This is a genomic window from Acidobacteriota bacterium (assembly GCA_016715115.1).
Taxonomy (GTDB): domain Bacteria; phylum Acidobacteriota; class Blastocatellia; order Pyrinomonadales; family Pyrinomonadaceae; genus JAFDVJ01.
In genome coordinates this window covers 38,155-54,024 of record JADKBM010000004.1, presented here as the reverse complement: position 1 = coordinate 54,024, position 15,870 = coordinate 38,155, and the positions used below count along the sequence as shown (strand labels likewise).

Below are 15,870 nucleotides of genomic sequence, written 5' to 3'. Positions count from 1 at the left end.
CCCCGCTGCGGCATTGAAATTCGTGCCGGGAGGCATATGATGGAGATAGAGGCCGGTCCGGGCAAAAGCAACGCCGTCAAATAGTTGTCGCGTTTGAACCGGGCTTCCGTCGATCGATGAACTTGGAGGTCTTCCGTGAATGACAGTAACTCTGCCCAGCTAGCCCGGCGGGATGTCCGTGCCGATGTCGAAGAAGTTCTTTCGGAACTCTCGGCGATTCGTGCCGAAATGGTCGCGGGGACACCCTCGCTTAATCGCCGCCTCAGCGAAATTCATCCCAATTATCGCCGAAGCGCAACGAATCTGCTTCAATACCTCGCCCTTCGTCGCCACGACATACGCCCTTTGCAGTTGAAACTTGCGGCCCTTGGCTTGTCGTCGCTCGGTCGGGCCGAATCGCACGTCCTCGCGACCGTCGATGCGGTCATCAACGCCCTCTCAACGCTCGCCGGACGGCCTCCGTCGGACGCGCCCGCGACTGCGGATTCGATCGATTTTGATGAAGGCCGCAGGCTCCTTATCGAACATACTGGACAACTTCTCGGACACGCGACGCCGGACCGATCCGTTCGGATAATGGTCACGATGCCAACCGAGGCGGCGACCGATTTCCTTCTGGTCAACAAACTGCTTGAGCGCGGAATGAACTGTATGAGGATCAACTGCGCGCACGACGATTCCGAAACCTGGCAGCGAATGATCGATCATCTCAGGCAAGCCGAAGAATCGCTGGGACGAAGCTGCGCGGTGGTGATGGATCTGGCGGGTCCGAAACTCCGGACCGGACCGGTTGAGCCAGGAGAGACGGTGGTCAAGATCCGGCCCGGCCGTTCCGCATTCGGACAGGTCGTGACGCCCGCGCGTGTTTGGCTGACGGCCGAAGCGTTGCCGAATGCCGCGCCTTCACAAGCCGATGCAATACTGCCGCTTCCGGCTGAATGGATCGAAGGACTCCGCACCGGGGACAAACTCAGATTGACCGATGTCCGCGGCGCGAAGCGAACGCTGATTGTCGCCGACCCCGGTACCGACGGTTGCTGGGCCGAAGCGTTCCGCACGATGTACATCGTGCCCGGAACCGCGATCGAGTGTCGTCGATACAAGAAAGCGGGAATCAAGTCAAAGGCAAGGGTCGGCGATTTCGCGCCCGCGGAGGGCGTGCTGACGCTTCATATGGGCGACGAGTTCATCATTACGCGCGACGAATTCCCGGGTCGGACGGCGACCTTTGACAGCGTCGGGCGGATCTTGACGCCGTCGACGATCGGATGCACGATTCCGGATGTTTTCGACGACGTTCGCCCCGGAGAACCGATCTGGTTCGACGACGGCAAGATCGGCGGAACCATCGAACGCGTCGAGGACGACCGCGTCATCGTTCGCATTGTGCAGGCGCGTCCAAGCGGAGAAAAGCTTCGTGGGGACAAAGGCATCAATCTGCCCGAGAGTCGCTTGCGCCTTTCGGCGATGACCGCGCAGGACGTCAAAGATCTGGAATTCGTGGCGAAGAATGCCGATGTTGTCGAACTCTCGTTCGCCAACAGTGCCCGCGACGTTGCGTTGCTGCAAAGGTATCTCAAGCGGGCCGGCGGCAAAAATCCGGCGATCGTCCTCAAGATCGAGACGCGCCGCGGTTTTGAAAATCTGCCGGATATGCTGCTCACCGCGATGCGTTCGCCGTGCTGCGGCGTGATGATCGCGCGCGGCGATCTCGCGGTCGAATGCGGATTTGAACGGCTCGCCGAAGTTCAGGAAGAGATCCTTTGGATTTGCGAGGCGGCGCATGTTCCGGTCATCTGGGCGACGCAGGTGCTCGAAAACCTCGCAAAGGACGGCATTCCGTCACGCGCGGAAATCACCGACGCGGCGATGGGCGACCGCGCGGAATGCGTGATGCTCAACAAGGGTCCGCACGTTCTCGATGCGGTCGAGGTTCTCGATCATATTCTGCGCCGGATGCAGTCACACCAAACGAAGAAGCGCGCAATGCTTCGCGAGTTGCGTCTGGCCCACGTTCTCAAGGGCCGATGAATCTTCACCACCTTCGGCGTTCAGCGCGTTCGTGGCGATGAATTGAAAGACGACGCTCGATGTGCTGATCGCACTTGAACGATTGGGCGTTCTGTTGCATCATAGGACGGTCAGAAATCAAAATAAGGAGACCCCCTATGAGCGAAAGTTTAGTAATTGAGAACCAGAAGATGATTATGGAGAATCAGGCGACTATCCAGGACAACCAAGCGGCGATCATCTCGAACCAGGACGATATCAAGCGCAACCAAGCCAAACTCGACCAGATCATCGAGAATCAGGAGCGAATCTTGAAGAACCAGGAAGCGATCCTCGCGAAATAGGTTATTGAGGATTTGAATGCCAAATGCGCGCGGCCGTTCCGGCCGGGCGTTTTTTTTTGATTCGATCACGCCGATTTTTTGCAACCCGGCTCGCCAACGTTGAGGAATCCATTTTCCTGCCAAACACGCCAAAATCGCGAAAAATGATTCTTTGACTTTTTCCCGTGTTTCTTGTGTTTCGCGTGATCAGCCAACCGGAAATGCGCAATTCAAGTCAGGTGGCCCGGCGGCGCTCCAGGACGCGCAGTTTGCGGCGCCAGTCCTCGGCAAGATTGAAACGATGGATCTCGATCTCGCGCGAGACCAATGACGCCGAAAAGTCGAAATCCCTATGAAAGGCAAGCGTCGGCGCGACGAGATAGCAGATCGTCGGCGCATCGGCGATCTCGAGATCACCAAACAAACGCGCGTCCCGGAGCTTGCCGCTTCTTCGGATGCGCTCGATCTTGCGCCAGTAATCGACGGTTTGAAAGATCATCTCGCGGTCAGGTTCGACCTTCAGTTCGATGATCACGAGCCTTCCGTCTTTGCGCAGCGCGAGCAGATCGATCTTGTCGCGCTCGGCGCGAAACTGATGATATAGCGGCGAGAGTATGAGGTTCGCGTCGAGGAGATGAATGTTTCGCCGAAGGATCGCTTCGAGCCACGCCTCGGGGGCGGTTTGATAGAGCGTATGCCGCCGATTCGGCGAATTGTAGGAACGAAACTCGCGAAATTCTTCGATCAGCGTCGCGAGTTCGGCGATGTTCGTTTCCGTCAGCGGTCGCCGTACCTTCTCGAGACCGAACCAACAGCGTTCGACGCCCATCAGGCGTCTGACGCGCGCGAACGCGAGTCCCTGATAACGGATCGTTTCGCCTTGTCTCGCGAACACCGAATCGATCTCCGCCGGCGCAAGCTCGATCAAACGCCGGGACGTTTCCGACGGCACGGTGACGGCCGGAACGCGAACCTCGGGGACTTTGCCCGTCCAAAGTTCGTTTGTATCGAGCGGTTCAAGTTCGTTGAACGGTACTTCGTCACCGATCTCGACGAGCGAAACGCGCCGTTTCCAATCGTCGCGAAGCAGAGCGTGAAGTTTATGAAGCTGTCGCGCGACGCGCTTCTCGGCGAGAATGACGATCGAACGCACCGGATTCCTTTTGCGCCTTTCGAGTTTGGCGAGCCAAAAGCAGGCCGCCGAAAGCAAGAATTCGGGCGTCAATGTGCCGGAAACGTCCGAGATCGCGGCTACCCGCGTCGCAAGCCGGTCGAAGATGATCTGCGCGAACCGGCCGTTCTCGCGATTGAGTTCAACGCGGACCAGTTTGGTGCGCGGCACATTTTCCCGAAGCAAGGCCGCGACGCGATTCGCCCGTTCAAGCCGTGCGATTTCTACCGTTGCCTGCAGTTCGCCGAACGATGCGCGCCGAACGATGCGCACGCGGGTCGTTTCCCGGCCGAAGTCGCGCGACAACGAAAGATGGATTTCGGCGTCGCGCATTTCGATCGCGGTCACGCGCCACGTTCGGAAACCGCCGTTGCCGGGAAAGCCGATGAGCGTGCGACCGCGTTCGACTTCGATCTCGACCTCGGAATTTTGGAGCGAAAAGCTACGGCCGTCGGCGGTTACGATGATCCATTCACGGTGCGCGTCGAGGCACCGCGTGAGCAGTTGGTGAAGTTCATCCATAAGGTTGTGAGTGGCGGCGGTCTTACTACCAGCCGTATCTTTCTTCGAAAAACTTGATCATATTCTCCGACCACATTTGGTAGCCGAATTCCGACGGGTGAATTCCGTCGGCGAAAAAACCTTCGGGTGCGAAGGTCGGTTGGTGATAATAGTAAACGCGTTCAAGTCCGGCGGTGAAATCGCGGGCATTTGCATCGTGAAGCGCCGAGAGGTAACCGAGCACGGATCGAAGCGGGTCGGGCAAAACGGGCGAAAGCCTTATGGCCGGCGCGTTGGTGATGAAGAACGTCGCCCGCGGACTTTTTTCACGCAGTATGCCGATGAGCCGCGTCATATCGCGGCGCGTCTCGCGCGGGCTTCGAAGTTTAAGTACTTCGTTTCCGCAAAGCGCGAGCAGAATGTAGTCGAACTCGATTTCCGGAATCTGCGGAACGAGTTCGACGATTGTTTCTCCGACCGTGATTCCGCTTCGGCCGACGACCGTCCAATCGACCGGTTGACCGACCTTTTCGCTTAACGATCGGGAAAAATGTCCGGAAAGCGCGTTGTCGTGCGTGCTCGCACCGACGCCCGCGGCGGTCGATTCGCCAAGCACCAAAAGCCTGGCCGGAGAATCGCCGTCGCCCGTGCGTCCGGTCGTCGGACCCGAAGCGTCGGGCAACCGTCCGATCTTTCGCCGCATATACTGCCCCTGAAGGTACAGAAACGGCATCAACGGTAAAAGGGCCGTTCCACCAACGATGTAAATGCTCTGCAACCTAAAGAGACTCATTTGGAACCGCGGTCGTGTGATAAAATCCAGGCGTTGTCGCCGATGTTGAGGTCATATCTTATCAAAATTCTAGCCGTTGTCGCGATATCGAGCGCGGTTCTTGCGGGCTGCGCACGCGAACGCTCCATCGAAACCGGCGAGCGGCCGGCGTTCGATCCGCCATCGAACCGAATACCTTTTTCGACGCGGGAGCCGGATAACTTTCAGGCCGAACTTGTTGTCACCGCAGATGAATCCGTGCGGACGACGTTTTTCGCGAGATCGGGCGAGAAACGCCGGGTCGAATTCGATTTCGGCAAGCGTTCGCGGATCGCCCGCATCGTGAATGGAAAAACATATCTCGTTTTGCCCGAGCGTTCGAAATTCGCCGAACTTTCGGTCGGTGCATTTTCAACCGACGAGTTGTCCGCGTTTCTGACCACCCGCTGGCTGAGCGAGAGTCCCGACACGACCTTCGAAAAGCTCGAAACGGTTGAAGGCCTTACACGATACCGCGCGAAATTTGGCGAATCTCAGCTTGCGGAGGCGGTGATATCCGTTGATGATCGCAACGGAATGCCGGTCCGCCAGGAATTCTACTCGATCACCGACGGAACTCCGACGCTGACGATGACCGTTGAAATGCGGAACTTCAAACTCGGGGCCGATGATTCGTTGTTCGACGTTCCAAACGGATTCGCGCGGGTCGAGTCGTCCGATTTGCTTAAACTGAAACGCGGGCTGGAAAACGAAAATGAGTGAATTCGATCTGAGCGAAGAGCGCCGCGCACGCGTCTTCGAGGTTTTCAAAACGGTTCCCTACGCACGGCATCTGGGACTTGAACTCGTCGGCCTCGGTCCCGGCGAAGCAACGGTCAAACTCGCCGTGCGCGATGAATTTCGACAACTCTATGGCCTGCTCCACGGCGGCGCGACCGCTTCACTGATCGATACCGCGACGGCGATGGCGATCATCGGCGCTTTTGGTGAAGACGAGCCGACAACGACGATCGACCTCAACGTTCAGTACCTGCGTCCCGCCGTCGACGGCGAGATCTTCTGCACGGCAAAGATAATCCGGGCCGGGAAGCGGATCATCTTTCTTTCGGCGGAAGTCATCGACGATCAAAACCGGATCGTCGCAACCGCGCTTTCGACTTACACCAAGGTTTAGGATCGGATCGTAAAGTCCGTCCACGCCCCGCGCGCGACGCTTTGCGCTCGATTCCGTTTACGAACCAAACGAATAAAAGTGAATGCCGTAGTAAAGAATGAAGATCATAACGAACGCAAGAAAATAGAGGCCGGTCATAAAATATGCTTCGGTGAACAGTGATTTATCCGGCAAAACCAACATATTCCGGGCATCGGTCGGCCCGCGCACGATCAGCACCCAGAGGATCGCGACGATCATCATATGGCCGACCGCGTCGAGCATTCCGAATTCGAACACCGCGAGCACGAAAACCGACATAAAACCGAGCGAGATCAACCGTCCGACAACCGAAACCGCGCCGAGCAGAATGAAAGTCACAAAGAACTCGATGAAACCCGAGACCTTCATAAACGTCGGCGGCGACATCCCCATCAACATATGCGGCTTGTCGGCCAGAACCTCGATCGTCCAGTGCGAGTAGGCGAATTTCTCGACCGCCGCCCAGATCAGCGTCAAACCGGTGCTGGCAAACAAGACGATAAACCCCGATTTGAGCAGTCCTTTGACCTTTGTCTGCGAGACCGTCAGGTAATAGCCGATTCCGAGGAAGATCATATAGTCGAGGATATGAAAAACCCCGTAGTTGACCGCGCCGGCGATGTACAGTATGAAGATCCCGATGCCGGTGATAAAAACCGTATGACGTGAGATAACCGCGAACGCCATTACCAAATGCAGCCACGGCACCCACGCGGCGTTTGTTTTCAGTTCAGGCGTCAGGAAAAAACTCGGTCCAACGCCGAGCGCCCACCAATTGAAAAGCGCGAAGAAAAAAATCCCGGCCGCCGCGCGCATAATATAATTCGCAGCGTTGTCGAAAAGCTTCAATTTCTTGTCGAACTCGGAAAGAATTCCTTCCTCGTAAATGTACCGGTCCGCCAGAAAGAACAGGTAGCACGCGGCGACCGACACCAAAAACATCTTGACGAACGTGCCGTCGATGACTTCGCCGATCGGTGTCGGCGGTTTCGTCACGTCATAGTCGAAAAACCACTTGACGTGCGCCTCGGCGGCGACGGCCGACACGGCAAACAGCAAACCGAGCAGTGGAAACGATGTTTTCCGTTGAAGTGTCATTGCGCGCCTCCTTAAGTTCTAACTCTTTCCTTTTTTGGTGGTGAACGGCCAGTCGGACGCGAGCGGTGAGTTGATCTTGACCCTGATACCGAGATAATCCCGGAAAACGCCCTGCAAATTGCCCACCTGTGCGATCTCGTTGCGCCGCATATACTCGTTGCGGCCGCCGTGGAGCGTCGGCGTGATCAGGAAGAAAACACGTTCGGTCTTCTCGACCGCGTTCGAACCGTTGACCTTCGGATCACTCAGATCGACGAGGTAGTTCCCCTCATCGAAGTTTCGGACGTGACATTGAATGCAGGTCATTCCGCGCTCTTCGAAGAGCCGGCGGCGCGCATCGCGAAAGCTGTTTTCGGCAAAACGAAATCCGGACTGAACCTCGAACCGATTGAGCGTCGTGTCGATATTGCTGCGCTTCACCGTTCCATCCGGCATCTCCATCGGGATCGCGATATTGCCCTTGTCGTCGTCATCGATCAGATGATCCCAACCCTTGATGAACTCTGCGCTCGCCGCATCGGTCGCGGGCGGCGGGACCGGACGGTACGCGGTTCCTTCTTTGTTGGGTTTGATCGACGCCGCGAAACCGTCGATGAACGGACTCGTAAATGCGAGCACTTTCTTGCCGTCTCGCATCACGGGATTAACTTTCATCGCCCCGAGCGCCCAACCGTCGCCGTTCAGATAATTGCCGTTCGCATCGTAAGTGTTGCCGCCGCCGAGCCTTGAATTATGCGGCATTGCGGCGATGTTCGCTCGCATCATCGAATCGTTCGGGTCGTTGTAGGTCACGACCTTGGTGATGAAATCCGCCAAAGCCTCGCCGTATTTCGCCTTGTCGTTGGCGACGAACGGCTTCATCGCCTCGCCGTCGAAGAACGCCTCGTGAAATAGCTTCGCGAATTGGGTGTTGTTTTTCTGCCGGAGTTCGTCGGGCCGTCCCGCGTCCTTCCCGCGAACGATGCGCATTCGCGGCATCAGATACGCTTGTTCCGGAGCCTTGATATTGAAATAGACGAGCCGCAGTTCGAAGACCTTTTTGTTGACACGCGGCCTGACCGCGATCAGTTTCCAATGTTCGGCGTTCCATTCGGGATTGTAGCTTGGACTGTCAGGGTCGAGCGTCGGGTTCCTGTGCAAAACCGCGAGTTCCTTCATCGAATCGCGGAATAGCTTTTCGCCGGTCGTCGGACCGATTTCGCTGCCGGGCTTGATCTGCTTGTCGGCTTCGATCTCGGCGATCCGCTGGAAAAGATTGACGAGGTTCCACTTCTGATTCGCCGCGACCAGACGGGCCGGATCGATGACGGTCACAAACGCGTCAACTTCAAGCGGCGCGGGCGGCATATTCAGCAGTTTCACGGGCCGTTTCACGATCTTGACGTTGAATTCCTTGGTGAACGAGCGCGTTTGCCGGGATTTGTCGCGCGGGATCTCGGTGACCTTGACGACGAACTTGCCCGTTTTGCCGTCGCTTTTTTGCGGCGTCCAGTCAACCGTCAGCGTGTTCTGGTTGAACTTTGCCGATTTGGGTTTCGCGACAAGTTCGGTGCGCACGAGATCGCCTTCCTCGTCGATGACCTCGAGGCCGAAAAACCAGCGCTGGCCGAGCCCGATCTCCTTGTGACGGAAGTCCATAAGTTCAGGCAACTCGTTCGCATCGGCGCTTGGTGCCGATGCACTCTCGGTTCCGGCTGAAACCGGGAGTACGCTGCGGTCGGACAAAACGGCGGTCAGGAAAGCGATCGAAATGAGAACGATCGCGATTTTCATCAATTTTGTTGATTTCATAATCGAAAACCAGCGGACGAGCAATTCAGGCGCTATTCTGGCAAAAGTACGGTCGATTTGCAATACCGGGCCATTTTGCAGTTTGTAACGGCAATGGCTGCGATGCACACCGCAAGATAGTCATTTCCCCGGGATTTTCCTGACTCACAGCTCGCATCTCATAGCTCATAGCCCATAGCTCATAGCTCGAATCTGACAATCGGCGGAGTCAAACGAATCCGGTGCCAGTATCCGTGAGCAAGACGAAGATCGATACGATCATTACGCGCATCATGAATCGGCCGCGAGTTTGGCACCGACGCCTGTCGGGAAAGAGCGTTCTTGACATTCAAACCGAAGGGGCGTAGAAAACTATTAGAAGGCAACGTCGGTTAGATTCACTTGTTCTGAAGTTTGCGGTTTAGAGAGCAGAAGCTCCTTTTTGAGGGAGGCCGAAAGTGCGAAATCTTCCAAATACTGAAACCCTCGCGGACGAGAGTCGTCCGATTCCAGCCGAGCAGCCGAGCAGCCGAGCAGCCGAGCAGCCGAGCAGCCGAGCAGCCATTCCATAGAGCCAACTGTAATCAATTTGAAATTCAACCGCGCCGCGATAAGATTCGCGGCTTTTTTGTTTGCGCGCAATCGCGCGGTCGCGCCGCGTGGCCCAAATGATGCCCTACGCGAAAGGAAGGAAATATGTCACAGAAATCCAAGTCCGAAATCACCGATCAAACATTCGACATCAAACGCCCCAATTGGTTATTCCTGTTGATCACCGCCGTCGTCGCGCTTGGAGTGTTCGGGACGGGGATGAGCTTTCTCGAACAATCGGCGAAGGACGAGATGCTCGCCCGCCGGAAGAATCAGAACTATCAGCCAACGCTTCTCGGGCGCGTCAATCCGTTCCTTCCCGACCCGACGCCGACTCCGCAGCTTTCGAAAGAATATTTGTATGCAGGTTCGCGGCTTTTAGCCGTTGAAGACGCAAATGCCAACGCCGCGCCGCCGGCGGATCTCGCCGTCTGGCGGCCCTTAAGCGGCGTCTGGTGGGTCTTGGGATCAAACCAGCAGACGACGTCGCAGCAATGGGGACTCCCGGCCGACAAGCCTGTTCCGGGAGACTATGACGGCGACGGCAAGACGGATTTCGCGATCTGGCGAAACGGCGACTGGTGGATCATGCGCAGTTCCGACAGTTCGAGCTATATGATCTCGCTCGGCGCGTCCGGCGACCGTCCGGCGCAGGCCGATTTCGACGGCGACGGCCGGACCGACCCTGCGGTTTATCACGAGGACGGCGCGAACGGCGTCTGGAAGATCCTGCTGAGCACGACGAATCAGGTTTACGAGCAGCAATACGGACTGTTTGACGACAAACCCGCGCCCGCCGATTACGACGGCGACGGCCGCGCCGATCTCGCCGTCCGTCGGGAGTCGAACAACACCTTCTACTCGCGCAACAGCAGCAATGGCCAAACCCAATCGGCGGTAATCGGAACCGACGACGACCTGCCCGTCCCGTCGGACTACGACGGCGACGGCCGCGCCGACTACGCGCTCTTCCGGCCCTCCGACACGAAATGGTACATCCGCGAAAGTTCGACCGGGACGGTCACCCAAACCCAATGGGGTATCTCCGGAGACAAGCTTGTCCAGAACGACTACGACGGCGACGGCAAAACCGACCTCGCCGTCTGGCGAGAATCGACCGGCACCTGGTACATCCGCCAGTCGGCGACCAACGGCTCGCTTCGCCAGCAGCAGTTCGGAGTCTTGGGTGACATCCCGGTCCCGGCCTTCTACCGGAGGTAGCGCCGGATCACAAGGAGTCGTCAATCACCCATCGGACATTCACCCAGGGACCTGAAATGAGGTAAAGAAAATGAAACGGATCATTCACAGCGGCGTCGTCAATTTCCTATCCATTGCTCTTCTTGCGATTCTCGCATCACAAACCGCACTCGCACAGCAGGTTCCGATGAAAGCCAATGATACAAAGAGTACGGTCAACATTAGCGAGTATGAAAAGATCGGGCTGTCAAACGGTTCCTTCAGCTTCAATATTCCGCTTGCCACACTCGGCGGTCGCGGCGTCGGCAACGGATTCTCGTACAACGTCGAGACAAAATGGAGACGCGACGAGGTCATCGCCGGATACACCGGCGCGAATCCGACCATACAAGAGCGGATCGATCCCGACCCCTATGCCCTGCGAGGCGTGTTTCCGAGTCTTGGCGGATACCTGGTCGCGAACACGAAGGCCGTGGACACGGAGGACATCGGGCTGTGCTCGAACGAAACCACGATCCGCGCCGCGCGAAAGGAGTTCCGAATGAACTTCACCGGCTTCGGTGGATCGAGTTTTTCGTTTATCAGCACTCAGAACGACGGCGAAGACATATATTTCAGCGGACACTCCTGTTCGGTTCAATACCAGTCGATCGGCACGGTGTTCATCGCGACCGACGGTAGCGGCACGAAATTCATCGCCGACTCCAACATCCTTGTCAGTGACGACCCGGCCGGCGAGGGAAACGGCCCGAACATCTATCCTTCGGGAGATTTGAAGCTACCGAACGGCACGACATACCGCGTCGACGGCGGACTTGTCTCGGCGATCATTGACAGGAACGGGAACAGGACCACGCTGACGAATACCGGATTCCAGGCCGACATCCGCGAGAACCGCGTGACGAAGATCACCGACGCGCTCAACCGCGAGATCCAGACCTCAAGCGACGCGAATTTTACCTACGTCAACTATAAGGGATTCGGCGGAGCGGACCGGTCGGTGAAGATTTCGAACTACTCGGCCGCCGCTTCGTCCGTTATGCTGAACACGCTTTTCACCTGGATTCCGTCGAATCATCCGTGGAACCGATCGGTCGGCTGCGGTTACAGCAACTATATCGAATTGCCCGACACAAGGCGCTACACATTCACCTACAACTGTTACGGTGAGATTTCCCGTGTTGAACTTCCGACAGGAGGCGCCGTCGAATACGACCACGCGACGGTAAGTCCCGGAACGTATGGATCGATGGAGCGGCGGATCACCGAACGCCGCGTAATGTCTGACGGAACAAACGTCGACAATAAACCGCAGTATCTCTATTCAAGCTCGGTGCCGACCGACGCTTACACGGGGCAGACGCTGCCAGACCAGCGAATCACGACCGTGAAGCTGATCGACAACCAGAACGTGACACGTTCCGTCTCCAAGAGCTACTTCCACGGCTGCATTCAGGACGGCTGGAACTGCATCGTCCCGATGTCGACGTGGGGCACGGGATACGAATCAGCGCAGAAGTTGCTCGACGGCATGCCGTTCAAGTCGGAAACCTACGCATCGGACGGAACGACGCTGCTCCGCAAAACCGAAACGACATACGAGTCTCGCGCCCGCGCGGTCTGGCAGAACGGCGGCAACCCGCCGTACAAGGATTACCGGGCTGCAACCGTTGCGAGTACGCTCGCCGACAGCGGGCAGGTCAGCCAGGTCATCTACGGCTATCACCAGACAGCCGATTTCAACCTTCTGGTCGATACCCATGAATACGATTACGGGTCGGGCCAGCCAGGAGCATTCGTCAGGCGAACGCACACCGATTTCGAAAGATCGGCAACGTACGCGCAGAACGGCGTCAATCTGCTGAACCTTCCGACAGAAACCTGGGTTTCGAGCGACGGCAACGGTCAGGTCAAGGTATCGCGAACGAAATACGAATACGACAACTACAGTCCCGATCAGCAACACGCCGCCCTTGTCGACCGGGCGAACATCACCGGTAGGGCGGCCGGCTACGGCACGGGCTTTACGGCTCGGGGCAACGTCACGAAGGTCACGAGCTACGCGGACGCCCAGAATCAGACGGGCGCCGTCCCCGTTCACACGCAGTACGATATCGCCGGAAATCCGGTCAAGACGATCGACGGCAAGGGCTGTGAGTCGACCATCTGGTACACCGACAACTTCGGCGCGCCGAACGCGGAGGCAAAGAGCCCGACGACGCCCGGCCCGCTTCCGAACCTTTTTACGTACGCGTTCGCGACGAGCGCCACGAATTGCGCGGGTTACACGACCTATGCGCAGTTCGACTATTACACCGGAGCGGCGGTCGATACCGAGGACATCATCGGCGCCGTGAAATCCACCTACTCCAACGATCCTCTTGACCGGCCGACACAGGTAATTTCGGCCGCGAACCACGACGACTACAAAGCGCGGACAACGGTCGCCTATAACGATTCCCAGCGAATGGTCACTGTTACCACAGACTCGAAATCGTTTGGCGACAATCTGATCAAATCGCAGGCGATTTACGACGGTCTCGGACGAACGATCGAAACCCGCGATTACGAGAACTCGACCGATTACGTCAAGGCGCTCCAGGAGTACGACGCTTTGGGCCGCGCTTACCGTTCGTCGAATCCGTTCCGCGCCGATCTCGGCGAAACCGCGCAATGGACGACGACGCAGTTTGACGATCTCGGCCGCGTCACCGAGGTCACGACGCCCGACAACGCAAAGGTCACGCGTCGGTACTACGGCAGCAGCGTCCGCGTCTTCGATCAGGCGGACCGCAGCCGCGCCGGAGTTTCGGACGCGCTCGGGCGTCTCGTCAAAGTCGTCGAATATGACAACGGCACCGATCTTGAAACGCTCTTCACTTACGATGTTGTCGGACGCCTCCGCAAAACAATTCAGGGATCACAGACACGGTTTTTCCTGTATGATGATCTCGGGCGGCTTATCCGCGCCAAGCAGACGGAGCAACAGGTGAATACGAGCCTTAACATCACCGATCCCGTAACCGGCAACAGCGGCTGGGCCGTCCGGTTTGACTACGACAACAACGGGAACATCGTCTCGACGACCGACTCCCGCGGCGTGACGACGGCCGGAACCTACGACAACATAAATCGCCTGACGTTCCGCGATTATTCGGATTCGACGCCCGACGTGACGTTCACCTACGACGATCCGAACATCCCCAATTCGAAAAGCAAACTAACCAAGGTGTCTTCTTCCGTTTCCGAAACACGCTTCACGGCGTTCGACGATCTCGGCCGCATCAAGAGCTCGAACCAGATCATCGACGGGGCAACGTATTCGTTTCCCGACTATTCCTATGATTTGTCCGGCGCGCTCGTCTCGCAGACATATCCGTCGGGCCGGGTCGTGCGGGCCGAAACCGACAACATCGGAAGGCTTTCAAAAGTGACGAGCCAGATGCCGAATCAGATGGAACGAACGATGCTCAGCCATGTCTCTTACACGTCATTCGGCGCGGTCAGCAGCAGCAAACTCGGCAACGGACGTTGGGAAACGATGGAGTATGACGCCAAACGCCTGCAGATGAAGCGGATCTCGCTCGGCGGTTCGATCGCGGATTCAAGTCTGTTAAGGCTCGATTTCAACTACGGGACGACGACAAGCAATTCAAGCGACAACAACGGATCGCTGCGCAAACAGACGATCACGCTCCCGGGCATCGCTCCGATCGAACAGGATTACAGCTACGACGCGCTTAACCGGATCGACGTTGCGACCGAAACCGTCGATTCGACCGTCAAGTGGCGGCAGGATTTCGACTACGACCGCTTCGGAAACCGGACGTTCAACGCCGCGAATACGACCACCTTGCCGGCAAACAACGCGATCCATAATCCGCAGGTCAATCCGGCGGACAACAAGTTTTACATCGCGGACGGCTACCTATATGATTCCGAAGGGAACCTTACTTCGAATCCGGAGGGCAAGACTTTCACCTACAATGCCGAAAACAAGCAGACGCAAGTTTACGATTCGGTCACCCAGACGACAGCCAATTATGTTTACGACGGTGGCGGAAAACGCGTGAAGAAGACCGTCGGAAATCAGGACACTTACTTTGTTTACGACGCGTTCGGAAAACTCGCAGCGGAATACACGACAAACCAGACGATCACGACCGAAGGCGCGAAGTTTCTGACCGCCGACCTTGTCGGAAGCCCGCGCGCGACGACGAACAATCTAGGGCAGATCGCGTCACGCCACGACTACATGCCATTCGGCGAGGAGATCGCCGCAACCGTCGCGAACCGCAATCAGGTCACTGGATTCACCGTCAACGACCGCATCCGCCAGCAGTTCACGGGCTACGAACGCGATGGCGAATCGGGATTGGACTTCGCCCAGAACCGCTACTTCGCCGCCAAACACGGCCGATTCACATCGGTCGATCCCCTCGCCGCATCGGCCAGCGCCAAGAATCCGCAGACGTTCAACCGATACAGTTATGCCTTGAACTCGCCGTACAAATTCACGGATCCCTTGGGACTCGCGGCAACCCTGCATTGCTGGGGGAACATGTGCAACACTTACGACGCGGATGAGCAGGCGGCACAAGGGGAACAGGAAGAAAAAGACAAGGGCGAACCCGGGATACCGTCTCCTCCAAAATGGAGATTCCGATGGGAGTCTGAACAGGACTCAGGGTTTGTCTCTAGAAGCGGTACGAGCATAACGAGAACCGAAAAGCCAACCGAGGAGCAGCAGGGAATCGTTGACGATCTCATCGGCAAGCAATGGAAGATATACTATCCGGCAGCGCGCGATGCGCTCGTTGCCGAACGAAATGGCACCAGCGAAGTTGAGTCACGAAGTCGAACGAAGTCAAGTTCCAGCGATGAAAAGATGGGGATCGAAGTTGGCGTTTCGAAGGAGCCTGGTGTTACATCGAAATCTGAGCAGGGTTCTAACAACGCAGTTTCGACCACCGAAAACGATCGGGTGGTTGGTCAATTGGCTCGACTAAATTCAACTGATCGGGCGGCAATTGATAACACGGCTTCAGCTGTCATTCAGCTTAGAGATTCGGGTGTCACAAATGCCGAATTCGTCGTTGCAAAGGCGAATTCTTATGTATTTGAGCAGGCAACGCGAATTGCGGGCGCGGCAGCCGACATCACGCCATTACCGCAACGGGCCGGACCTTTGCCAAAACTGTTCGTTCCAGTCGTACGAACAAACCACTAGGAGGATTTA

At 57.0% G+C, this 15,870-nt stretch carries 11 protein-coding genes; 6 read left to right on the top strand and 5 right to left on the bottom strand.

All coding sequences use genetic code 11. From position 1 onward, the window contains the following. The first annotated feature begins 135 nt into the window (after positions 1-135). Complete coding sequence (locus IPN69_02480) at positions 136-2,031, top strand: pyruvate kinase (GenBank protein ID MBK8809580.1); 1,896 nt, start codon at positions 136-138, stop codon at positions 2,029-2,031. 137 nt (positions 2,032-2,168) lie between these two features. Further along, positions 2,169-2,354, top strand: coding sequence for a hypothetical protein (locus tag IPN69_02475; GenBank protein ID MBK8809579.1), 186 nt, complete (start codon positions 2,169-2,171; stop codon positions 2,352-2,354). 214 nt (positions 2,355-2,568) lie between these two features. On the opposite strand, the gene IPN69_02470 is transcribed toward IPN69_02475, so the two are convergent. Together IPN69_02470 and IPN69_02465 are read right to left on the bottom strand one after the other, a co-directional pair. Continuing rightward, on the bottom strand, positions 2,569-4,026 hold the full coding sequence (locus IPN69_02470) for a hypothetical protein (GenBank protein ID MBK8809578.1): 1,458 nt from the start codon (positions 4,024-4,026) through the stop codon (positions 2,569-2,571). A gap of 25 nt (positions 4,027-4,051) precedes the next feature. Beyond that, entirely contained in the window at positions 4,052-4,798 is a 747-nt protein-coding gene (locus IPN69_02465; protein ID MBK8809577.1) for an SGNH/GDSL hydrolase family protein, read from the bottom strand. Positions 4,799-4,840: 42 nt separating this feature from the next. Between IPN69_02465 and IPN69_02460 the strand changes: the two genes are divergently transcribed. Both IPN69_02460 and IPN69_02455 read left to right on the top strand, forming a co-directional pair. After that, positions 4,841-5,539 (top strand): hypothetical protein, encoded by a 699-nt coding sequence (locus IPN69_02460; protein MBK8809576.1) that lies wholly within the window; start codon positions 4,841-4,843, stop codon positions 5,537-5,539. Further along, positions 5,532-5,951 carry a PaaI family thioesterase gene (locus IPN69_02455; protein ID MBK8809575.1) on the top strand — a complete coding sequence of 140 codons (420 nt, stop codon included), beginning with the start codon at positions 5,532-5,534 and terminating at the stop codon, positions 5,949-5,951. Before IPN69_02460 ends, IPN69_02455 begins: the two co-directional genes overlap by 8 nt. 57 nt (positions 5,952-6,008) lie before the next feature. On the opposite strand, the gene IPN69_02450 is transcribed toward IPN69_02455, so the two are convergent. The 3 genes from IPN69_02450 to IPN69_02440 all read right to left on the bottom strand — a co-directional run bounded on the left by IPN69_02450 (position 6,009) and on the right by IPN69_02440 (position 9,482). Continuing rightward, positions 6,009-7,070 carry a hypothetical protein gene (locus tag IPN69_02450; GenBank protein ID MBK8809574.1) on the bottom strand — a complete coding sequence of 354 codons (1,062 nt, stop codon included), beginning with the start codon at positions 7,068-7,070 and terminating at the stop codon, positions 6,009-6,011. A gap of 18 nt (positions 7,071-7,088) precedes the next feature. Then, positions 7,089-8,843, bottom strand: a complete 1,755-nt coding sequence (locus tag IPN69_02445) for a hypothetical protein (GenBank protein ID MBK8809573.1) — start codon at positions 8,841-8,843, stop codon at positions 7,089-7,091. Between the two features lie 372 nt (positions 8,844-9,215). Beyond that, positions 9,216-9,482, bottom strand: coding sequence for a hypothetical protein (locus IPN69_02440; GenBank protein MBK8809572.1), 267 nt, complete (start codon positions 9,480-9,482; stop codon positions 9,216-9,218). Between the two features lie 54 nt (positions 9,483-9,536). On the opposite strand from IPN69_02440, the gene IPN69_02435 reads away from it, so the two are divergent. Next, positions 9,537-10,652 (top strand): VCBS repeat-containing protein, encoded by a 1,116-nt coding sequence (locus tag IPN69_02435; protein MBK8809571.1) that lies wholly within the window; start codon positions 9,537-9,539, stop codon positions 10,650-10,652. 70 nt (positions 10,653-10,722) lie between these two features. Further along, entirely contained in the window at positions 10,723-15,861 is a 5,139-nt protein-coding gene (locus IPN69_02430; protein MBK8809570.1) for an RHS repeat-associated core domain-containing protein, read from the top strand. The last annotated feature ends 9 nt before the right edge of the window (positions 15,862-15,870 follow it).

What these genes read in the sequence shown, in the direction of transcription:
- IPN69_02475 (MBK8809579.1), top strand. Translation starts at nt 2,169, where the DNA reads ATGAGCGAAAGTTTAGTAATTGAGAACCAGAAGATGATTATGGAGAAT.
- IPN69_02470 (MBK8809578.1), bottom strand. Translation starts at nt 4,026, where the DNA reads ATGGATGAACTTCACCAACTGCTCACGCGGTGCCTCGACGCGCACCGT.
- IPN69_02465 (MBK8809577.1), bottom strand. Translation starts at nt 4,798, where the DNA reads ATGAGTCTCTTTAGGTTGCAGAGCATTTACATCGTTGGTGGAACGGCC.
- IPN69_02460 (MBK8809576.1), top strand. Translation starts at nt 4,841, where the DNA reads ATGTTGAGGTCATATCTTATCAAAATTCTAGCCGTTGTCGCGATATCG.
- IPN69_02455 (MBK8809575.1), top strand. Translation starts at nt 5,532, where the DNA reads ATGAGTGAATTCGATCTGAGCGAAGAGCGCCGCGCACGCGTCTTCGAG.
- IPN69_02450 (MBK8809574.1), bottom strand. Translation starts at nt 7,070, where the DNA reads ATGACACTTCAACGGAAAACATCGTTTCCACTGCTCGGTTTGCTGTTT.
- IPN69_02445 (MBK8809573.1), bottom strand. Translation starts at nt 8,843, where the DNA reads ATGAAAATCGCGATCGTTCTCATTTCGATCGCTTTCCTGACCGCCGTT.
- IPN69_02435 (MBK8809571.1), top strand. Translation starts at nt 9,537, where the DNA reads ATGTCACAGAAATCCAAGTCCGAAATCACCGATCAAACATTCGACATC.
- IPN69_02430 (MBK8809570.1), top strand. Translation starts at nt 10,723, where the DNA reads ATGAAACGGATCATTCACAGCGGCGTCGTCAATTTCCTATCCATTGCT.